The 18,639-nt window shown below is 71.4% G+C and carries 21 protein-coding genes and 1 pseudogene; 14 read left to right on the top strand and 8 right to left on the bottom strand.

Features of this window, described 5'->3' with window-relative positions:
• The first annotated feature begins 14 nt into the window (after positions 1-14).
• The 4 genes from KVF89_RS20450 to KVF89_RS20435 all read left to right on the top strand — a co-directional run bounded on the left by KVF89_RS20450 (position 15) and on the right by KVF89_RS20435 (position 4,218).
• Entirely contained in the window at positions 15-1,184 is a 1,170-nt protein-coding gene (locus KVF89_RS20450; RefSeq protein WP_257428163.1) for an acyl-CoA dehydrogenase family protein, read from the top strand.
• Between the two features lie 79 nt (positions 1,185-1,263).
• Positions 1,264-2,412 carry a TetR/AcrR family transcriptional regulator gene (locus KVF89_RS20445; protein WP_257428156.1) on the top strand — a complete coding sequence of 383 codons (1,149 nt, stop codon included), beginning with the start codon at positions 1,264-1,266 and terminating at the stop codon, positions 2,410-2,412.
• Positions 2,413-2,515: 103 nt separating this feature from the next.
• Entirely contained in the window at positions 2,516-3,247 is a 732-nt protein-coding gene (locus tag KVF89_RS20440) for an SDR family NAD(P)-dependent oxidoreductase (protein ID WP_257428154.1), read from the top strand.
• Positions 3,244-4,218 (top strand): SDR family NAD(P)-dependent oxidoreductase, encoded by a 975-nt coding sequence (locus KVF89_RS20435; RefSeq protein ID WP_257428153.1) that lies wholly within the window; start codon positions 3,244-3,246, stop codon positions 4,216-4,218. Before KVF89_RS20440 ends, KVF89_RS20435 begins: the two co-directional genes overlap by 4 nt.
• Positions 4,219-4,246: 28 nt before the next feature.
• Here KVF89_RS20435 and KVF89_RS20430 read toward each other — a convergent pair whose 3' ends face one another.
• From KVF89_RS20430 to KVF89_RS20410, 6 genes and pseudogenes are all read right to left on the bottom strand, one after another.
• Positions 4,247-4,753 (bottom strand): AMP-binding enzyme, encoded by a 507-nt coding sequence (locus tag KVF89_RS20430; protein WP_257428151.1) that lies wholly within the window; start codon positions 4,751-4,753, stop codon positions 4,247-4,249.
• Positions 4,695-4,871 carry a hypothetical protein gene (locus KVF89_RS30620; RefSeq protein ID WP_372497950.1) on the bottom strand — a complete coding sequence of 59 codons (177 nt, stop codon included), beginning with the start codon at positions 4,869-4,871 and terminating at the stop codon, positions 4,695-4,697. The genes KVF89_RS20430 and KVF89_RS30620 overlap by 59 nt, the downstream gene beginning before the upstream one ends.
• An 84-nt stretch (positions 4,872-4,955) precedes the next feature.
• Positions 4,956-5,190 (bottom strand): annotated as a pseudogene (locus KVF89_RS30615) (AMP-binding protein); the annotation flags it as partial.
• Between the two features lie 32 nt (positions 5,191-5,222).
• Positions 5,223-5,624, bottom strand: coding sequence for an AMP-binding protein (locus tag KVF89_RS20420; protein ID WP_257428149.1), 402 nt, complete (start codon positions 5,622-5,624; stop codon positions 5,223-5,225).
• A 315-nt stretch (positions 5,625-5,939) separates the two neighbouring features.
• On the bottom strand, positions 5,940-6,467 hold the full coding sequence (locus KVF89_RS20415; RefSeq protein ID WP_257428147.1) for a gamma carbonic anhydrase family protein: 528 nt from the start codon (positions 6,465-6,467) through the stop codon (positions 5,940-5,942).
• A gap of 37 nt (positions 6,468-6,504) precedes the next feature.
• Positions 6,505-7,920, bottom strand: coding sequence for a phenylacetate--CoA ligase family protein (locus tag KVF89_RS20410; protein WP_257428146.1), 1,416 nt, complete (start codon positions 7,918-7,920; stop codon positions 6,505-6,507).
• 228 nt (positions 7,921-8,148) lie between these two features.
• On the opposite strand from KVF89_RS20410, the gene KVF89_RS20405 reads away from it, so the two are divergent.
• The 7 genes from KVF89_RS20405 to KVF89_RS20375 all read left to right on the top strand — a co-directional run bounded on the left by KVF89_RS20405 (position 8,149) and on the right by KVF89_RS20375 (position 13,966).
• Entirely contained in the window at positions 8,149-9,372 is a 1,224-nt protein-coding gene (locus KVF89_RS20405; RefSeq protein ID WP_257428145.1) for an ABC transporter substrate-binding protein, read from the top strand.
• Positions 9,373-9,378: 6 nt separating this feature from the next.
• Positions 9,379-10,242, top strand: a complete 864-nt coding sequence (locus KVF89_RS20400) for a branched-chain amino acid ABC transporter permease (protein ID WP_257428144.1) — start codon at positions 9,379-9,381, stop codon at positions 10,240-10,242.
• Positions 10,239-11,261, top strand: coding sequence for a branched-chain amino acid ABC transporter permease (locus tag KVF89_RS20395; RefSeq protein WP_257428142.1), 1,023 nt, complete (start codon positions 10,239-10,241; stop codon positions 11,259-11,261). Before KVF89_RS20400 ends, KVF89_RS20395 begins: the two co-directional genes overlap by 4 nt.
• A complete protein-coding gene (locus tag KVF89_RS20390; protein WP_257428139.1) occupies positions 11,258-12,022 on the top strand; it encodes an ABC transporter ATP-binding protein in 765 nt (254 codons plus the stop codon). The genes KVF89_RS20395 and KVF89_RS20390 overlap by 4 nt, the downstream gene beginning before the upstream one ends.
• Entirely contained in the window at positions 12,019-12,723 is a 705-nt protein-coding gene (locus KVF89_RS20385; RefSeq protein WP_257428137.1) for an ABC transporter ATP-binding protein, read from the top strand. Before KVF89_RS20390 ends, KVF89_RS20385 begins: the two co-directional genes overlap by 4 nt.
• Before the next feature lie 52 nt (positions 12,724-12,775).
• On the top strand, positions 12,776-13,180 hold the full coding sequence (locus KVF89_RS20380) for a VOC family protein (RefSeq protein ID WP_257428135.1): 405 nt from the start codon (positions 12,776-12,778) through the stop codon (positions 13,178-13,180).
• Between the two features lie 90 nt (positions 13,181-13,270).
• Positions 13,271-13,966 carry a TetR/AcrR family transcriptional regulator gene (locus KVF89_RS20375; protein WP_257428133.1) on the top strand — a complete coding sequence of 232 codons (696 nt, stop codon included), beginning with the start codon at positions 13,271-13,273 and terminating at the stop codon, positions 13,964-13,966.
• Here KVF89_RS20375 and KVF89_RS20370 read toward each other — a convergent pair.
• Positions 13,960-14,448, bottom strand: a complete 489-nt coding sequence (locus KVF89_RS20370) for a MaoC/PaaZ C-terminal domain-containing protein (RefSeq protein WP_257428132.1) — start codon at positions 14,446-14,448, stop codon at positions 13,960-13,962. The genes KVF89_RS20375 and KVF89_RS20370 overlap by 7 nt on opposite strands.
• 140 nt (positions 14,449-14,588) lie before the next feature.
• On the opposite strand from KVF89_RS20370, the gene KVF89_RS20365 reads away from it, so the two are divergent.
• Together KVF89_RS20365 and KVF89_RS20360 are read left to right on the top strand one after the other, a co-directional pair.
• Positions 14,589-15,809, top strand: coding sequence for an acetyl-CoA C-acetyltransferase (locus KVF89_RS20365; RefSeq protein ID WP_257428130.1), 1,221 nt, complete (start codon positions 14,589-14,591; stop codon positions 15,807-15,809).
• On the top strand, positions 15,806-16,576 hold the full coding sequence (locus KVF89_RS20360) for an SDR family oxidoreductase (protein WP_257428128.1): 771 nt from the start codon (positions 15,806-15,808) through the stop codon (positions 16,574-16,576). The genes KVF89_RS20365 and KVF89_RS20360 overlap by 4 nt, the downstream gene beginning before the upstream one ends.
• Before the next feature lie 3 nt (positions 16,577-16,579).
• Here KVF89_RS20360 and KVF89_RS20355 read toward each other — a convergent pair whose 3' ends face one another.
• Positions 16,580-17,068 (bottom strand): winged helix-turn-helix transcriptional regulator, encoded by a 489-nt coding sequence (locus KVF89_RS20355; protein ID WP_257428127.1) that lies wholly within the window; start codon positions 17,066-17,068, stop codon positions 16,580-16,582.
• A gap of 46 nt (positions 17,069-17,114) precedes the next feature.
• On the opposite strand from KVF89_RS20355, the gene KVF89_RS20350 reads away from it, so the two are divergent.
• The gene (locus KVF89_RS20350) at positions 17,115-18,380 is read left to right on the top strand and encodes an MFS transporter (RefSeq protein ID WP_257428126.1); all 1,266 of its coding nucleotides are present in this window, start codon (positions 17,115-17,117) and stop codon (positions 18,378-18,380) included.
• Positions 18,381-18,639: the final 259 nt, after the last annotated feature.

Here is an 18,639-nt window from a genome sequence, read left to right as displayed (position 1 = left end):
ATGAATGGAGCACCATGATCGACTTCGAGATCCCCGCCGAGCTCGCCGAGCGGCGCGACCGGATCCGCCGGTTCGTGGCGGAGCAGGTCGTCCCTTACGAGACCGACCCGCGGATCACGGCCCACGGACCCTCCGACGAGCTGCGCCAGGAGCTCGTGGAGCTGGCCCGCGCGGCGGGACTGCTGACCTTCCAGGCGCCGGCCGAGTACGGCGGCACGGCGCCCAGCCACGTCGAACAGGCCGTGCTCTTCGAGGCGGCCGGCTGGTCGACGATCGGACCGGTGGCGCTGAACTGCGCCGCGCCCGACGAGGGCAACATGTTCCTGCTCGGGAAGGTGTGCAGCCCCGAGCAGGCCGAGACCTTCCTGCGCCCGGTGATCGAGGGGCACCAGCGCTCGGTGTTCGCCATGACCGAGCCCGACGGCGCCGGCGCCGACCCGAGCCAGCTCACCACCACCGCCGTCCGCGACGGCGCCGAGTTCGTCATCAACGGCCGGAAGTGGCTGATCACCGGTGCCGACGGGGGACGGGTCTGGATCATCATGGCCCGGGTCGAGCCCGGCAGCTCCGAGCACGGACCGACGCTGTTCCTGTGCGACGGCGACACCCCGGGGATCGTGATCGAGCGGACCATGGACACGATTGACCGCAACTACGTCGGCGGCCACGGCGTCGTCCGGTTCGACGACCTGCGCCTTCCGGCATCCGCGGTGCTCGGCGAGGTCGGCCAGGCGCTGCGCTACGCCCAGCTCCGACTGGCCCCGGCACGGCTGACCCACTGCATGCGCTGGTTGGGCGCCGCCGAGCGCGCGCACTCCATCGCGGTCGACCACGCCAAACGTCGCACGGCCTTCGGCAAGCCGATCGGGCAGCACCAGGGCGTCGGGTTCATGCTCGCCGACAACGAGATCGCGCTCCAGCAGTGCCGCTTGGCGATCTGGTGGGCCTGCTGGACCCTCGACCAGGGCCACCAGGGCCGGCACGAGAGCTCGATGGTCAAGACCATGGTGTCGGAGGAGCTCTACAAGCTGGCCGACCGCTGTGTCCAGATCCTGGGCGGCATGGGCATCAGCGACGAGACCCCGGTCGCCGGGATCTTCCGCGACCTGCGTGCCTTCCGGCTGTACGACGGCCCGACCGAGGTCCACAAGTTCGCCATCTCGCGGGCGATCCTGCGCGACTGACCATCCCGGACACCTCCCGCATCCCGGCCGGGGCGGGTCTGCGAACCCAGAGGAGGGGGCGTTGGTAGCGTCCCGAGCCATGAGTGGCAGTGCGACGACGCCGCGCAAGCGTCCCAAGGACCGCAAGGCGCAGATCCTCGTCAACGCGCGCGACCTCTTCGTCGAGCAGGGCTATGCGAACGTCTCCATGGCGATGATCGCGGAGAGCGTGGACATCACGGCGGGGGCGCTCTACCGGCACTTCGCCAACAAGGCCGTGCTCCTCGCGTCGGTGTTCGACGACAGCTTCCACTACCTCGACGCGCCTCCGCGCGGGGAGACCTTCGCCGAGCTGGTCGACGACGCCGTCGGCAAGGTCAGGGACCGGCGCTACGTCGCGGAGCTGTGGAGTCGGGAGGTGCGTCATCTTCCGGCCGAGAGCCAGGCGGCGTTGCGATCCAGGATGCGGAAATGGGCCCGGGCCTTCCTGCCGGCGCTGCGCGACCTTCGCCCCGATCTCGACGACGGGCAGCTCGACCTCCTCGCCTGGGCGTTGCAGTCGCTGCTCTCCGGCCTGGCCAGTGCCGTCGTGAGCGTGTCTCCAGATGTGCGTGCGGGGGTGGTCAGCCAGGCCATGCGCCTCGTAGCCGAGACGGACCTCGTGCCCACGGGAGAGCCACGATCACCGGGTCGGCGGCGTTTGGCTCCGCAGTCGATGCGAGAGCGACTGCTGCTCGCCGCCATCGACCAGTTCAGCCGCTTCGGCTATGCGGACACGTCCTTGGCGAGCATCGGGGCGGCGGTCGATGTCACGGGGCAGAACCTCTACGGCTACTTCGCCAGCAAGGCGGATCTGTGGCAGGCCGTGGTCGATCGCGGGGTCCACGCCGCGTGGCTCGGGCTTGACGAGGCACTCGCCGTCGCGGCGACGCCGGAGGACGCCCTGGCCGGTGCCCTTCGCTCGCACCTGCGACTGGAGCATCCGTGGATCGACGTACGACTTCCCCAGCACTTCGAGGACGACTCCCGGGATCGTCTCCGTGCCGGCCAGCGAGAGTATCTCGAGGAATGGATCGCTCTTCTGGGGCGGATCCATTCCGCGTCGGACCCACGGCTGGCGCGACTGAAGGTCCTGTTGGTGTTCACGCTGCTCAGCGACCTCAGCGCGACCCCCCATCTGGTCTCGAGAAGCTCGTTCGAGGACAATGCGTGCCGGATGGCCCTCCACATTCTCTTGTCGCACGATTGACCTGATTGGGTATTTACTTTCGTGTTGTGACTGCGGTTCTATTTCTCCTGAACGGCGCCGGCTGACCTGAGTCGACGTTCGCGTTCGAGGGAAGGTGGCAGGGGTGGGTGAGCACGGGACCGGGCCCGCCGTCCTGGTGTCGGGGGGATCGCGCGGCATCGGCGCGGCGATCGTCGACGAGCTGGTGGCTCGGGGCGCCCAGGTGATGGCGACCTCGCGCCGCATGGCGGTCGAGGATGACCGCGAGCCTCGCGCAGGCGTCGCGCAGACGTCCTACGCGTTGGGCGACGACGCCTCCGCCGCGCGCGCCGTCGAGGTCGCCGTCGACGCCTTCGGCGCGCTCGACCATGTCGTCGCCAACGCCGGGGTGTGGCGGGGAGGTCGACTTGCCGACGTGGACCTGCGCGACTGGGCAGCGGTCCTGGAGCAGAACGTGCTCGGAACCGCCCAGCTGTGTCGTGCTGCGATCCCTCGGCTTCGAGGCAGCCGGCACTCGCCCAGCCTGACCGTCGTGTCGTCGGTGGTCGCGCGGATCGGCAGCCCGGGGGACACCGCCTACGCCGCGGCCAAGGCCGCTCTCGGCGGCCTGACGCGGTCGCTGGCCTGCGAGCTGGCCGTGGACGGGATCCGGGTGAACGCGGTCCTTCCCGGCCTGGTGCGCACCGACATGACCGATGCGCTGCCCGCGGGCACGCTCGACAAGCTGGTCGCGCGGCTGCCGATGCGGCGTACGGCCGAGGCGGAGGAGATCGCGCGTGCCGTGGGCTTCCTGGCCCTCGACGCGACCTATTGCACGGGCACCGAGCTCGTCGTGGACGGAGGATGGCAACTGTGAGTGAGGAACAGCGCTCGACGAGGCTGGCCGGACGGGTGGCGATCGTGACCGGAGCCGGCGGTGGTATCGGGCGCGAGCACGCCCTGCTGCTGGCGCGCCATGGCGCGGCCGTGGTCGTCAACGACATCGCGCACCGGCGCTCCGCGGACGCCGAGGCGGTGGCCGAGGAGATCCGGGCGCAGGGCGGCGCGGCGGTCGCCTGCAGCGACTCGGCGACCTGGGACGGCGCCGAGCAGATCGTCCAGCTCGCCCTGGACACCTTCGGACGGGTGGACATCCTGGTCAACAACGCCACCGCCGCGTACGCCGGCGACCTCTGGGCGATCTCGGAGGAGCAGTGGGACCTCACCTACGACGTGAACGTGAAGGGCTACTTCGCGATGATGCGCCACGTGGTCCCGCACATGGCGCGTCAGCACCACGGCGTGATCATCAACACCGCCTCGGGCTCCGGATTCGGCGATCCCGGCAACGTGCCCTACGCGTCGGCCAAGGAGGCGGTGGTGGGGATGACGCGCTCGGCCGCCCAGGAGGTGGCGCGGTTCGGCATCCGCGTCAACGCGCTCCGGCCGATCGCGCTGAACCGGTCCTACCGCGACTACGCGAACGTGATGGCGCCGTGGCACCGCATCACGGAGCTCGCCACGGGGGTGCACCCCAGCCGGGGACTGTCACCGGAGCGGTTCACCCCCGAGCGGGTCGCCGTCTTCGCCGTCTGGCTGTGCACCGATGCCGCGGCCGCGGTGAACGGCCGCACGTTCACCGTCGCGGGCGAGCACGTCATTCTCCACTCAGACCGTTCCGACGAGCGCACCATCGTGTCCGACTCCGGCTGGACGATCGACGCGCTGGATCTCCATGCGCCGCGCCTGCTGCTGCACGGCGTCGTCGACCAGTTCGCCGTGCCGGACCATCCGGACCTGCACGTCTTCCGCCGCCCGGGCGAACCGATGGACGCCACGCCGGTCTGAGGGGCTCGCCGCCGTGGGAGATGCGCGGTTATCCGATCCCGCGGTCGCTGCCCTCCCAGTGCTTCTTGCGCAGGTCACGCTTGAGCACCTTGCCGGCGCCGGACACCGGCAGTGCCTCGATGACCTCGATCGGCCGGGGGAGCTTGTAGTTGGCGATCCGGTCGCGGCAGAAGTCGCGCAGCTCCTCGACGGTGACCTCCGCGCCGGCCGCCAGGACGAGGACGGCGTGGACCCGCTCGCCCCAACTGTCGTCCGGGACGCCGATGACGGCCGCCTGGGCGACAGCAGGATGCGCCACGACGGCGTTCTCGACCTCGGCGGTGTAGACGTTCTCGCCCCGGTGACGATCATGTCCTTGATCCGATCGACGACGAAGACATAGCCGTCGTGATTCATGTAGCCAGCATCCCCCGTGTGCATCCAGCCGCCGCGGAGCGCGACCTCGGTCTCCGCCGACTTGTTCCAGTACCCCTGCATCACGTGGTCGCCGCGCACCACGATCTCGCCCACCTCGCCGTGGGGAGTTCGTGATCACGGTCGTCGACGACCCGAACCTCGGCGTGGGCGGCGGCCCGGCCACAGGACCGAGCGAGCGCGGGGTCGTCGTGGTCGTCGGCCGTGAGCAGCGTCGCCACCGGCGCCAGCTCGGTCATGCCGTAGGCCTGGGTGAACCGCCGGGGTGAAGGACGGCACCATGACGTGGGTCGATCCGGTCATGTTGGCGACGTTCCAGGCGAGGTCGGCAAGGTGGAACATCGGCGCGGCATGCAGCAGGACACCGCCGCGGCTGAGGATGTCGGTGGTAACCAGGCTGCCCATAGCCGACGTGAGGCACGCCCAGTGGCTGAGCATGACGCCCTTCGGGAAGCCCGTCGTCCCGCCGGTGTAGAAGATGCCGAACAGGTCGTCCCCGCCGCGGTGGGCATCCTCGACCGGCTCGTGGGTGGCGACCAGCTCCTCGTAGGAGAGCATGCCTTCCGGCGCGTGTCCGTCGCCGGCGAGGATCACCGTGCGGAGGTTGGGGCCTGTGCGCGGAGGGCCGGCACCAGATCCACGAAGTGCTCGTCCACGATCAGTGTGTCGCTCTGGCAGTCGACCAGCGAGTAGGCGATCTCCTGAGGGCTCCATCGGGTGTTGACGGGGTTCAGGACCGCGCCGGCCCACGGTATGGCGAGCAGTGCCTCGTGGTAACGGTCGCTGTTCAGACCGTAGATGGCGACGCGATCGCCGTCATCGATGCCCAGGTCGCGCAGTGCCGCCCCGAGCCGCGCCACCCGGTCGACCGACTCGGCCACCGTGCGCCGACGCTCCCCGAAAAGATCGTGACGACCTCGTCGGGGATTTGCTGCACCGCGTTGTGAAGGGACTGGGTCATCCGCATGGCGGCTGCTCCTGACGTGAACCATTGTTAAGTATGAATGGGATACGATTCCTCGGGGCATCCCCAATGTCAAGCGGCGCCACTCTTTGAAGTGAACTGTGATTCACGCATGATCGGCCTGTGGGTGCCTGCGTCCGGCGACGGCCCTGGGCCGACCACGGCTTGACCCGGGTCGTGGCGCCGGCGCCATCTGCGGCGGATTTGATGACCCAGCCCCGCCCCCGGCGCCGATGGTCCGGGTGGCCGTCGCGGCGGCAAGGGTGGTGACGCGGGCGTACCGGCGTCCGCGGATCCCAGGTGACGGCGGATCCGGCGGCCAGGTGGGACTATCGCACCGATCTCACTGGATCGGTACGACGCCGGCGCGGTGCCGCCGGGCGAGCTCGGCGTAGTAGGGAGCGTTGGTCTCGATCCAGAGCTGGGCGCCGGTGCCCTCGATCGGCTTCTTCGCCTCGGCGGGTGCGCCGGCCGCCAGCACGCCCTCCGGGATCGCGGTGCCGGGCGTGACGACGGCACCGGCGGCGACCAGCGAGCCGGCACCGATCGAGGCCCCGTCCAAGACGGTGCTCGCGTTGCCGAGCAGCGACTTCTCGCCCATCGCGTCGCCGTGGAACACGCAGCCGTGGGCGACGGTGGCGTTCGGGCCGATGTCGACGACCACGTCGGGGGCGCCGTGGACGACGGAGTTGTCCTGGATGTTCGAGCCCTCGCGCACGATGATCGTGCAGATGTCGGCGCGCAGCACGGCGCCGTACCAGACGCTGGCGCCCTTCTCGACGCGCACGTCGCCGATCAGCGTCGCGGTCGGCGCGACGAACGCCTCGGGGTGGACCTGGGGCCGACGGCCCTCGAACTCGTAGAGGAACACGGCCCCACGGTAGGGGCCGGGCTTCCGCCCGCGGCGGTCAGGGCCGCAGGTCGAGGAGGCGCTTGACCTTCCCCTCGCCACCGAGGCCGGTGTACGGCGCGAGCGTCCCGGCGGGGACCAGCTCCACCCCCACGCGGGTGCCGAACGCAGCCTTGATGCCGTTCTCCATGTCCTTCTGCAGCCCGGGGTCGCGGCCCGGGACGCGCTGCTCGACGCGGACCGTCATCACCTCGCGGGAGCCGAGCCCCTCGCCCTCGACGCCGACCACGCAGAGGAACTCGCCCGTGGTGCGCTCGTCGCCCATGACCACGTCCTGGGCCGCGCGCGGGAAGACGTTGTTGGCGCGGAACTTCACCATCTCGTCGCTGCGTCCCAGGAAGCCGGAGAACTTGGCGGTCCGGATGCCGCAGGGACACAGCTCGCGCGGGCGGGTCTGGATCAGGTCCTTGAGGTCGTAGCGGATGACCGGCGGCACCGAGCGGTGCAGGCTGGTCACAACCAGGTTGCCGGTCTGGCCGTGACCCAGGACCTCGTCGGTCTGCGGGTCGAGGATCTGGACCACCGCCGTGTCCTCGTTCATGTGCATGCCGTCCTGCTCGGCGCACTCGAACCCGATCAGGCCCACCTCGTGGGTGCCGTAGTTGTCGTAGACCGGCACGCCCCAGGTTTCCTCGAGCAGCCGGCGCAGGTGGCCGGCCGTGTCGACGCCGAGATAGGAGTGGATGAACCGGGTGGCCAGGTCCCGCTTGAGGTCGATGCCGGCCTCGTCGGCGGTCTGGGCCAGGATCTTGAGGTACTCGCCGAACGCGACCCAGCCGGTGGTCCCCCATTCGCGGGCGAGCTCGAGCTGGCGCAGGCTGCCGGTGACCAGACCGGATCCGGTGGTCATCGAGATCGCGCCCAGCCAGTTGTAGGCCGCTGTGTGCGCACACCAGGCGATATTGGCGAGGCTGTTGGTGAGCGTGATCTGGAGCAGCTCGTGGGGGCGGGCGCCCTGGGCCCACAGGGCCCGGGCGTACTGGACCGCCTGGACCTCCCAGGCGATCGGGTCGAACAGCGTCGGCCGGGGCAGGCCGGTCGTCCCGCCGCTGGTCTGCAGCTTCAGTGGCAGGGTCGGGTCGTCCAGCGCGAAGGCCTGGTGCGAGCCGAACGGCGGCGCGGACTCGATGCTCTCGCGCAGGTCGTCGCTCGTGAACGCCGGGATCGCGGCCAGGTCGTCGAGGCCGCGCACGTCACCGGGCTCGAGCCCGGCCGCGGACCAGCGGTCGCGGTAGAAGGGGATCTGCCACGCCTCGGACATGCGGGCGAGGAAGCGCGTCTCCTGCAGGCCGTGCAGCTCGTCGTCGCTCATCGCCGCCGTGTGGTCGGCGTAGTGGGGCGGCGGCGGGAAGTCCGCCATGAACGCCGGCCAGTCCACCGACGACCAGTAGTACGGGATCGACGTGCTCGTCATGCCTGGGACCTGCCTTCTGCGTACTCGACTCATGGCTGACTAGGTGGTCGGTTTTCCGACTGTTCGGACGGTAATGTGAGCCGGCTCTCGCGTCAAGAAGACGATCCAGGCGCAGTGTCGCGGTTGACAACTGTGCCGTGCGTCACTCAGAGTATCGACGACTTGGTCGAAAAAGCGACCAACGGGTTGGATTCGGGATGGCCCGGTGACTAGCCGAGAGGGATCGAGATGAGGAAGACATGGCGCAGCGGCCTGCTGGCGGCGGGTCTGTTGGCGTCCGCCGGACTGACGGCGGCGTGTGGCGACAGCGGTGCGGACGGCGGTGACGACGCGTTCGTCATCGGCGTGATCGAGGACAAGTCGGGCGGCTCGACCTTCTACTCGCAGACGTCGGTCGGTGCGCTGAAGGTCTTCGTGAAGGCCCTCAACGACGGAGAGACCGGCTACGGCACCGAGCTGGTCGGGACCGAGAAGGGCATCCTCGGCCAGGACGTCGAGCTCCTCTTCGAGGACGACCAGAACAACCCCAACAACACCACGCTCAAGGTGCGCTCGCTCATCGACCGGGGCGCCGACGTCATCTACTTCACCTCCGGCTCCAGCTCCACGCTCCAGGGTCGCTCGGTGTGCACCCAGGAGAAGATCTTCTGCTTCGCGCCGACCAACGTGAACGCCGCGATCGTCGAGGAGCCCAACAACGAGTTCGTCTTCACCGCGGCACCCCCGTCGAGCCTGTCCGCCCAGGTCTACGTCGATGCGTGGGAGGACGCCGGCTACCGGACGATCGCGTTCTTCGACGAGGAGACGGCGACCTCGGTGGCGGTCGCGGACGCCTACAAGGCCGTCGCGGAGAAGGCCGGACTGCAGGTCGTCGCCGAGGAGACGCTCGCGGCCGGTGGCCGCGACGTCACCGCCCCGGTCGCCCGCGTGCTGGAGAAGGACCCGGACGTCGTGTTCGACGCCACCCAGCAGGCCGCGGAGTCGGGTGCCCTCTTCAAGGGACTGCGTCAGGCGGGGTCGACCGTGCCGGTGTGGTCCCAGAACTCCCTCACCGCGCAGCCGCGCGCCTGGGAGATCGCGGGCCCGGCCATCGACGGCGTGCTGGTCGTCGATCCCCTCTCGCCCACCAACCCGCGCGCCGTCGAGGTCGGCCAGCTGCTGGCCGACGGCGGCAACGACGAGCACCTGACGTTCATCCAGACCTCGGTCTGGGACGCGCTGTTGCTGACCAAGAAGGCGTTCGAGGACGCCGGCGAGCTCGACGGCGCCAAGGCGGTGGCGGCGCTCGAGAAGATCACCGACTTCCCGGGGGCGACCGGCCAGGAGAGCTTCCGCTACTCCTTCGCCGCGGACCGGCACAACGGCTCCCGGGCCGACCAGAACGTCGTCGTCGCGTTCGCCGACGGCAAGCCCAGCAAGCTGCCGGCCGAGCTGCAGCCGGCCGCCGAGTAGCACCCCATGGACCTGCAGGTTCTCGTCTCGGGCGCGCTGGCGAGCTGCCTCTACGCCACCCTCGCGCTCAGCTACTTCCTGATCGTGCGGGCGACCCGGCTGGTCAACTTCGCGGTGGGCGGCTACGGCGTGTTCGCCGGCATCGGGATCGCCTACCTCGTCGCGCGGGGATGGCCGACGCCCGGTGCGGTGGTCGCGGGCCTGCTCGCGGCGGTGGTGCTCGCCGTGGCCACCGAGCTGATCGTCGTCCGCGTGATGGAACGGCGGCAGTCCGGGCTGGCGACGATCGAGATCGCCATCGTGGCGGTCCTCTTCGTGATCGAGCAGGGGGCGGGACTGCTGTTCGGGCGGCAGCCCTCCCTCGTGATCACCTGGCTGGACGGCGGCGTGCGGATCGGGGACACCCGGGTCCCGCACCAGGCCCTGCTGACCGTCGCCCTCACCCTTGCGGTCTTCGGCGCCGTCGCCTGGTGGCTCTCGCGTGCCCGGTTCGGCCGGATGCTCCGCGCGGTCGGCGACAACCCCGGCGCGGCCGAGGTGCTCGGCCTGCCCGTGGCCCGGGTGCGCACCATGGGCATGGTCGTGGCCGGGTTGGCCGCCGGCGTCGCGGGCGTGCTCGCCACGACGCAGTCGGCGCTGACGGTCGAGGCCGGGACGTCCTTCACCCTGCTGGGGTTCATCGCACTCGTGCTCGGCGGCACCGCCCATGTCTGGGCGCCCCTCGCGGGAGGTGCCCTCCTCGGGTTCCTCGAGGCCCTCAGCGCCCGGGTGCTCGGCAACGACGTGCGCGACTACATGCTGCTCGCGCTGGTCCTCGTCGTCTTCACCTTCCGACCCAAGGGCCTCTTCGCCGTGAAGGAGCGGACATGATCGACCGCCTACGACGCGCCGCCTTCAGCGGCTCCTCCGTCGCACTGGTGCTGGTGGTGCTCGGCCTGCTCTACGCCGGCAGCAGCGCCTACCGCCAGGAGCTGGCGATCCTGGCGCTCACCTACGCCTTCCTCGCCGTCGGCATGTACCTGCCGCTCGCGCTCACCGGGCAGCTGTCCCTCGCCTACAACGCCTACTTCGCTATCGGCGCCTACGCCGTGGTGATCTGGTCCAACGAGACGACATCCGCCAGCCTCTACGCCGTACCTGTCGCTGTGGCGGTCTCGATGGCGGCCGCGCTCGCGCTCGGGCTGGCGACGGTTCGGCTCACCGGCTTCCACCTCGCGGTGTCCACTCTCCTGTTCGGCATCGCGGTCCGGCAGTGGATCCTGTCGGAGGACGAGCTGACCGGCGGCGTGCTCGGCCTCGGGGGCGTCCGCCCCCCGGAGCTGTTCGGCTGGGTGCCGGACCGGGACGCGATGGTGGTGCTCGGCGCGCTCGCGCTGTGGACGATCTGCGTCGCGATCGGCCGGGCGCGGCGTACGTCGGTCGGCGTCGCCCTCCGCGCCCAGCAGGACGCGCCGGCCGCCGCCGCGGCCGCCGGCTTCCCGCCCCGGGTGTCCTCGTTGCTCACCCTCACCGTCGGTGCCGGGGTGGCGACCCTCGGCGGATGCTTCTTCGCCTACCTCAACGGCTTCGTGCTGCCCGACTCGTTCACGGTCTCGGTGGCGTTCCTGGTGCTGTTCATGCCCGTGCTCGGCGGCCTGCGCACGCCGTGGGGGGCCTTCCTGGGTGCCGTCCTGGTCATCTGCTTCACCGAGGCCTTCACCTTCCTGAAGGGCCCCGGCGCGCTGACCTTCGGCGCCCTCACCCTGCTCGCGCTGGCCCTGGCGCCCGCGGGCCTGCTCGGCCTGCTGGCCGCGGGCTCGGACCGGATCGGGGAGCGACTGCGACGCCGGCGGGGCCCGGCCCAGCCGGCCGACCATCCGACGGACGAGAAGAAGGTGGTGTCGGCATGACCGCATTGCTGGAGGTTCGCGGCGTCACCAAGAGCTACGGCGGCGTCGAGGTGCTCCGCGGTGTCGACCTCGTGGTCACCCCGGGTGAGATCCACGGCCTCATCGGGGCCAACGGCGCCGGGAAGTCCACCCTGATCGACATCCTGTGCGGTCAGAACCGCCAGGACGCGGGCGAGATCGTGTTGCGAGACCGGACCCTGACGGGCAGCCCCGGCCGGCGCAGTCGCAGCGGCCTCGCGCGCACGTTCCAGCAGCCGCAGGTCTCCGCGGCCCTGACCGTTGCGGAGAACATCTCGCTCGGCCTCGCCGGCCAGGAGCTCGCCGGACTGCCCCGGATCCTCGGCCGGCTCGCCCGCGACATCCTCACGCCGCATCGCTCGGTCGACCCACGGGTGGTCGCCGCCGCGGAGGCGGTGGGCCTGGACCGGCTCGACCGGCTGGTCGGGTCGCTGTCCTTCGGCGAGATGCGCCTGGTCGAGGTGGCGCGGGCCCTGGTCGGGTCGCCCTCGCTGATGCTGCTCGACGAGCCGTTCCCCGGAGTCGGCGACCGTGGCCTGGACGCCACGCTCGCCGCCCTGCGCCGCCTGCGTGCCGCCGAGCACAGCGTGCTCCTCGTCGACCACAACGTCGACGTGGTGCTGGGTCTCGTCGACCGGGTCAGCCTGCTCGTCAAGGGCGTGATCGCGTTCGTCGGCACCCCGGCCGAGTGCCAGCGCAGCGAGGTCTTCCGCAGTGTCTACCTGGGAGAGCGAGTCCGATGAGCCAGCCACTCCTGTCCGCCGAGGGCATCGGCGTCACCTACGGCAAGGCGCGGGCGGTCGACGACGCCGACCTGTCGTGTCCGGCGTCGGCCGTCACCGCCCTGCTCGGGCCCAACGGAGCCGGCAAGTCGAGCCTGCTGCACGCCCTCATCGGCGGCGTGCGCGGGGCCGGCGGGTCGGTGCGGCTCGCCGGTGAGAGCCTCGACGGCCTCGGCCCCAACGCGCGGACCGCGCGCGGAGTCAGCCTCGTCCCGCAGGGGCGCCACGTGTTCCGGTCGCTGTCGGTGGAGGAGAACCTCGCCGTCATCGCGGACTCGCTGAAGCTCCCGAGGGAGACCATCGGGACGGCTCTCGACCGGTTCCCCATCCTGCGGACCCGGCGGAAGGTGCTGGCCGGGCTGCTCAGCGGCGGTGAGCAGCAGATGCTCGCCATCGCCCGGGCGCTCATGTCGGCCCCCCAGGTCCTGCTGCTGGACGAGCCGGCGCTGGGCCTCGCGCCCAGCATCGTCGACGAGCTGATGGCGACCGTGCGCGAGGTGGCCGCCGACGGTGCCGCCGTACTGATCGCGGAGCCGTCCCTGGCGACCCTGCGCATCGATGTCGAGCACGGCCTGGTCATGCAGCGCGGCCGGGTCGTCGCGCGCTGCGCGGGTTCCGAGCTCGACCAGACCTACCACGACGTCCTGGGCGTGAGCGTGTGAGCGCCGCCCGTCCCAACGCAACCAACCAACCGACACAGGAGAACAACCCGGCATGAGCGTTTCAGTCAACGGCATCAACATCGCGGTCCGTGACCTGCCCGCCGCGACGGACCGCTACGAGCGGCTCTTCGGGGTCAAGGGCGAGCACGTCGGTGCCGACGGGTTCGCCTTCCCCGGCCTCGAGGGCACCAGGATCGACATCGACGGCTTCATCCTCAACCTGATCACCTCGACCCAGGAGGGCACCTCGGTCGCCCGGTTCCTCGAGCGCAACGGTGAGGGTGTGTTCCTCTTCTCGGCCAAGGTCGACGACATCGACGAGACGGTCGAGGAGCTGCGGGCCCTCGGGATGCCCCCGCTCCTCGCCGAGACCGTGCGCGGCGACTTCGGGGCGGTCAACTTCATCCACCCGCGCGAGCTCAACGGCGTCCAGCTGGAGCTGATCGAGCACCCCTGAGTCCTCGGCACCGCGCGCGCCCGCCCGCTGTTACGTCTATCTTCTGGAGTTGTGACTGATGTTTCTGACCGGACCGGAGAGGACACGGCCGTGTCGGTGCGCAACGCGGTGATGCGCGAACGGATCACCGGTGCTGCCGCCCGGCTGTTCCAGACGCGCGGCATCGGTGGCGTCACGATGCAGGAGGTCGCGGCCGAGGTCGGCCTGTCGAAGGCCGCGCTCTACCACTACTACCAGAGTCGTGAGGACCTGCTGCGCCACATCTTCGGGGACTGGGCGCGCGACGAGGTCGAGCGGGCGCGCGCGATCGCGGAGTCCGGTGACGATCCCGCGACCAAGCTCGCCGCGTTCGTCCGGCTCCACCTGAACTCCATCGTCGACAACCTCGACCTGTACTCGCTCTCCTTCCGCGAGGAGGCGCAGCTGCCCGAGGACGTGCGGGAGGAGTTCCGCGCGCTCAAGCGGGACAACGACGTCCTGGTCCGCCAGATCGTCCGCGAGGGGGTCGCGTCCGGGGCGTTCGAGCCGGTCGACGAGACCCTCGCGGTGTTCGGGATCGTGGGCATGTGCAACTGGCTGTGGAAGTGGTACCGGCCGGGCGTCGGCAAGAACGCCGACGAGATCGCCGAGACCTTCTCGCACCTGGTGCTGCACGGCCTCGTGCTCGACTCCTCGGCCGGTCTGGACGCCGAGGAGTCCGACCCCGGTGCGGGCGCGCTCGCCTACCACGCGCGCGCCATCCGTCATCACACCCGCCAGCTGGAGCTGCTCCTGCCCGGTCAGTGAGGCGGCACCGGCACGCGCCGGGCGACGTACGTCTCCGCGACCCCGGTGAGGAGCTCCTCGCCGGACGCGGAGGTCAAGGTGCACGCGAGCCGGACCAGGCCCATGGCCGGCCGGTCCAGTGTCACGGACTCGACCCGGGCGACGCCGGTCAGCACCGTTCCCGGCCGGACGGGACGGAGGAAGACCACGTCGGTCAGGGCGCGTCCCGCGACCACCTGCCAGGTCGAGTAGACCCCGTCCACGCACAGGCGCTGCAGGACCGCGAGTGACTGGATCCCGCTGGCGATCACGCCCGTGAAGCGTGGGTGCGCGCGCTGCGCCGGATCGACGTGGAAGGGCTGCGGGTCCCATGCGCGCGCGAAGCCGACGATGTCGTCCTCGGTGAGCGTGTGCCGCCCCAGCCGGTACGCCGTGCCGGGCGTCAGGTCCTCGGCGTAGGCGTGTCGAGACGGTGGTGCTGCGTCGGTCGGTCCGGCGGTCATCGGCCCTCCTCGTCGGCGTCCTCGGTTTCTCCGTGTGCCTTGACGGAGGCCGTCGGACGTGCCGACAATACGTGAGCGACCGCTTAGTCGAAAATATGACTCACTGGTCGGACATCGAATCGCGATCCGGAGGACCCGTCATGCCCGAAGCCGTCATCGTCTCCACCGCCCGCTCCCCGATCGGCCGTGCGGGCAAGGGGTCCCTGCGGGACCTCCGCCCCGACGACCTCGCCGCGCAGATGGTCCGCGCGGCCCTGGCGAAGGTGCCCGAGCTCGACCCCCGCGAGGTGGACGACCTGATGCTCGGCACCGCCCAGCCGGCGGGCGAGGGCGGCTACAACCTGGGCCGGGCCGTCGGCGTACTGGCCGGCATGGACCACCTGCCGGGCGTCACCGTGAACCGGTACTGCTCCTCGAGCCTGCAGACCACGCGGATGGCGCTGCACGCCATCCGCGCCGGCGAGGGGCACGTCTTCGTGTCCGCCGGGGTCGAGACCGTGAGCCGGTTCGGCCACGGCATGGCCGACGAGAACCCCGGCACCCACAACCAGCTCTTCACGGAGGCCGAGGCGCGCACCACGGCCCGCACGGCCGAGGGCGCCGAGCGCTGGACCGACCCGCGGGAGACCGGCGCGCTGCCGGACCTCTACATCGCGATGGGGCAGACGGCCGAGAACGTCGCGCAGCTCACCGGCGTCACCCGCCGCGAGCAGGACGAGTTCGGCGCGCGCAGCCACCAGCGCGCCGAGGCCGCGATCGCCGCCGGCTTCTTCGAGCGGGAGATCACTCCGGTGACCCTGCCCGACGGCCAGGTCGTCCGCGCCGACGACGGCCCGCGGCCCGGGACGACGGTCGAGGGGGTCGCGCAGCTCAAGCCGGTGTTCCGTCCCGACGGCACCGTCACCGCCGGCAACTGCTGCCCGCTCAACGACGGCGCCGCCGCGCTGGTCGTGATGAGCGACACCAGGGCCAGGGACCTCGGCCTGACGCCCCTCGCCCGGATCGTGGCGACCGGCGTCTCCGGCCTCTCCCCGGAGATCATGGGCCTCGGTCCGGTCGAGGCGAGCCGGCGGGCGCTGGCCCTGGCCGGCATGAGCATCGGCGACATCGACCTGGTCGAGATCAACGAGGCCTTCGCCGCGCAGGTCATCCCGTCGGCGCGCGAGCTGGGCGTCGACGAGGACCGCCTCAACGTCCACGGCGGCGCGATCGCGCTGGGCCACCCCTTCGGCATGACCGGGGCCCGGATCGCGACGACGCTGATCAACGGGCTGCAGACCCGCGACCAGCAGTTCGGGCTCGAGACCATGTGCGTCGGCGGTGGCCAGGGCATGGCGATGATCCTGGAGCGGCTGTCGTGACCGCGCCGCACCACGGCCGACGGTACGACGGCCGCACGGTGCTGGTGACCGGAGCCAGCCGGGGGATCGGCCTGGCGATCGCCCGTCGCCTGGTCGAGGAGGGCGCCCGCGTCTGCATCACCGCCCGCAAGGAGGGACCGCTCGCGGAGGCCGTCGACGCGCTCGGCGGGCCCGAGGTCGCCCTCGCCGTGGCCGGCTCGGCCGACGCCGCCGAGCACCAGCAGCGTGCCTTCGAGGAGACCGCGCGACGCTGGGGGCCGGTCGACGTGCTGGTCAACAACACCGGCGTCAACCCCGTCTACGGCCCGCTGCTGGAGGTGGACGAGCGTTCGGCCCGCCGCATCCTCGACGTCAACCTGTGGGGTGCGCTCGGCTGGGCCCGGCGCGCCTGGGAGACCAGCTTCGCCGAGCGCGGGGGCGTCGTCGTCAACGTCGCCTCGGTGGCGGGGGTGCGACCGGCCGAGGGCATCGGGTTCTACGGAGCCAGCAAGGCCGCGTTGCTGCACCTCACCCAGCAGCTCGCCACCGAGCTGGGGCCGCGCGTCCGGGTCAACGCGGTCGCGCCCGCCGTCGTACGGACCCGGTTCGCGACCCCGCTCTACGACGGTCGGGAGGAGGACGTGGCCGCGGGCTACCCGCTGGGGCGGATCGGCGAGCCGGAGGACATCGCGGCCGCGGTCGCCTATCTCGGCTCGGACGACGCCGGCTGGGTCACCGGCCAGGCCCTCGTCGTCGACGGTGGACTGACGTTGGGCGGCGGCGTGTGAGGTTCAGGAGCCGGCGGCCCGCAGCCGGTGCTCGGCCTGGCGCCAGGGCTTGACCCAGGTCATGTCCTCGGGCCGGAGGCGTTCGCCGCAGGCGCTGCAGGTCTCGGCCCGGGTCGTCTCCTGGCCGCAGGTCTCGTGGCGCAGCGCCATGTGCGCGCCGCCCTCGGGCAGGCGGGTGTGCTTCTCGCCCCAGAGCGCGAGCTGCTGGAGGAGGGGGAGCAGGTCGGCGGCGGCCTCGGTGGCGACGTACCGCTGCCGGGTGCGGCCGTCGCGCACGTAGTCGACGGTGTCGAGCAGGCCCGCCTCGCGCATCGCGCGCAACCGGCGGCTGAGCACCGCCTCGGAGATCCCGAGGTTGTCGCGCAGCTGCTCGAACCGACCGCTGCCGTGCAGCACGTCGCGCACGATCAGCAGCAGCCACGGGTCGCCGAGGACGTCGAGGGAGCGGCGGACGGGACAGTGGTCGGCCGACCAGTCGGAGCGCAGCGCCATGCGTGCTAGCGTACCGCTCTGACTTCGCTCAAGAAAGCCTGCTGCGATGACCTCGACGACCGCCCGGCCCGCCACGCGCCGCGGCCTCCACCCCGCGTGGGCCGTGGCGGCTGTCGCGTTCCTCGCGCTCATCGGCGCCGCCGGCTTCCGCGCCGCCCCGGGCGCGCTGATGGTGCCGCTGCACGACGAGTTCGGGTGGTCGACCAGCGTGATGTCGCTGGCGGTCAGCATCAACCTCGTCCTGTTCGGGCTGACCGCGCCGTTCGCGGCCGCGCTGATGGACCGGTTCGGCATCCGACACGTGGTCGCCGCCGCGCTCACCCTGGTCGCGCTCGGCGCGGGCGGCAGCGTGCTGATGACCGCGTCCTGGCAGCTGCTCGTGAGCTGGGGCATCCTGATCGGCCTCGGGACCGGCTCGATGGCGCTGGTCTTCGCCGCGACCATCGCGAACCGCTGGTTCGAGCGGCGCCGCGGCCTGGTGATGGGTGTGCTGACCGCGGGCTCCGCGACGGGCCAGCTGATCTTCCTGCCGATCGTCGCGGCGCTGGCCGAGGGCGCGGGCTGGCGCCCGGCATCGCTCGTCATCGCGGCGGCCGCGCTGGCCGTCGTACCCGTGGTGTGGGTGGTGCTGCGCGACCACCCCGCGGACCGCGGCGTCCTGCCCTACGGCGCCGACGCGTCCTGGGCCCCCGCGCCACCGGTCACCGGCAGCGCGACCCGGCGCGCGCTCGAGGGCCTCGGGTACGCCGCCCGTACCCGCTCCTTCTGGGGGCTCGCCGGTGCCTTCGCGATCTGCGGGGCGACGACCAACGGCCTGATCGGCATCCACTTCATCCCCTCGGCCCACGACCACGGGATGTCCGCGACCACCGCGGCCGGGCTGCTGGCGGTGGTGGGCGTCTTCGACATCGTCGGCACCATCGCCTCCGGCTGGCTCACCGACCGGTTCGACCCGCGCGTGCTGCTCGTCGCCTACTACCTCTTCCGCGGCCTGGGCCTGCTCCTGCTGCCCAGCCTGCTCGCGGACGCCGTACATCCCAGCATGGTGCTGTTCATCGTGATCTACGGCCTCGACTGGGTCGCGACCGTGCCGCCCACCGCCGCGCTGTGCCGCGAGGCCTTCGGTGAGCGCGGCACCATCGTCTTCGGCTGGGTCTTCGCCGCCCACCAGCTCGGTGCGGCCGCCGCCGCTCTCGGTGCCGGGATCATCCGCGACACCCTCGGCGCGTACACCTGGGCCTGGTGGGGCGGCGCGGCCCTCTGCGCCGTCGCTGCCGTGCTGTCCCTGATGCCGCGACCCGGCGCAGACTGAATGTGGAAACGCGCCGACCCGGCGCAGACTGAACCTGAGAACGCGCCGACCCGGCGCAGATTGAACCTGAGAACGCGTCGACCCGGGGCAGTTTGTAATCCCGCGCGGTGGATGGGGGCCGGGGGGGGGTTGCTGCGGCGTGAATGGGCGGCGGGTGGGGGGGAGACCGTGGTGCATCGGCGGCGGGGCGGCGGGGGGCCGGGGTCGATGAGCGACGGGGCGGGGTGCGGCGGTGTTGTCGCAGACGACCGCGCCGGTG

It is taken from the genome of Nocardioides carbamazepini, assembly GCF_024614185.1.
In the GTDB taxonomy this organism is placed as follows: Bacteria; Actinomycetota; Actinomycetes; order Propionibacteriales; family Nocardioidaceae; genus Nocardioides; species Nocardioides carbamazepini.
The sequence above is the reverse complement of the archived record's forward strand: the minus strand, read 5'-3'. Positions and strand labels throughout refer to the sequence as shown.

Coding starts and splice junctions, on each gene's coding strand:
- KVF89_RS20395 (WP_257428142.1), top strand. CDS start 10,239: ATGATCGACCGCCTACGACGCGCCGCCTTCAGCGGCTCCTCCGTCGCA.
- KVF89_RS20405 (WP_257428145.1), top strand. CDS start 8,149: ATGAGGAAGACATGGCGCAGCGGCCTGCTGGCGGCGGGTCTGTTGGCG.
- KVF89_RS20420 (WP_257428149.1), bottom strand. CDS start 5,624: ATGGTTCACGTCAGGAGCAGCCGCCATGCGGATGACCCAGTCCCTTCA.
- KVF89_RS20350 (WP_257428126.1), top strand. CDS start 17,115: ATGACCTCGACGACCGCCCGGCCCGCCACGCGCCGCGGCCTCCACCCC.
- KVF89_RS20355 (WP_257428127.1), bottom strand. CDS start 17,068: ATGGCGCTGCGCTCCGACTGGTCGGCCGACCACTGTCCCGTCCGCCGC.
- KVF89_RS20385 (WP_257428137.1), top strand. CDS start 12,019: ATGAGCCAGCCACTCCTGTCCGCCGAGGGCATCGGCGTCACCTACGGC.
- KVF89_RS20365 (WP_257428130.1), top strand. CDS start 14,589: ATGCCCGAAGCCGTCATCGTCTCCACCGCCCGCTCCCCGATCGGCCGT.
- KVF89_RS30620 (WP_372497950.1), bottom strand. CDS start 4,871: ATGACCGAGCTGGCGCCGGTGGCGACGCTGCTCACGGCCGACGACCAC.
- KVF89_RS20400 (WP_257428144.1), top strand. CDS start 9,379: ATGGACCTGCAGGTTCTCGTCTCGGGCGCGCTGGCGAGCTGCCTCTAC.
- KVF89_RS20410 (WP_257428146.1), bottom strand. CDS start 7,920: ATGACGAGCACGTCGATCCCGTACTACTGGTCGTCGGTGGACTGGCCG.
- KVF89_RS20445 (WP_257428156.1), top strand. CDS start 1,264: ATGAGTGGCAGTGCGACGACGCCGCGCAAGCGTCCCAAGGACCGCAAG.
- KVF89_RS20390 (WP_257428139.1), top strand. CDS start 11,258: ATGACCGCATTGCTGGAGGTTCGCGGCGTCACCAAGAGCTACGGCGGC.
- KVF89_RS20370 (WP_257428132.1), bottom strand. CDS start 14,448: ATGACCGCCGGACCGACCGACGCAGCACCACCGTCTCGACACGCCTAC.
- KVF89_RS20450 (WP_257428163.1), top strand. CDS start 15: ATGATCGACTTCGAGATCCCCGCCGAGCTCGCCGAGCGGCGCGACCGG.
- KVF89_RS20380 (WP_257428135.1), top strand. CDS start 12,776: ATGAGCGTTTCAGTCAACGGCATCAACATCGCGGTCCGTGACCTGCCC.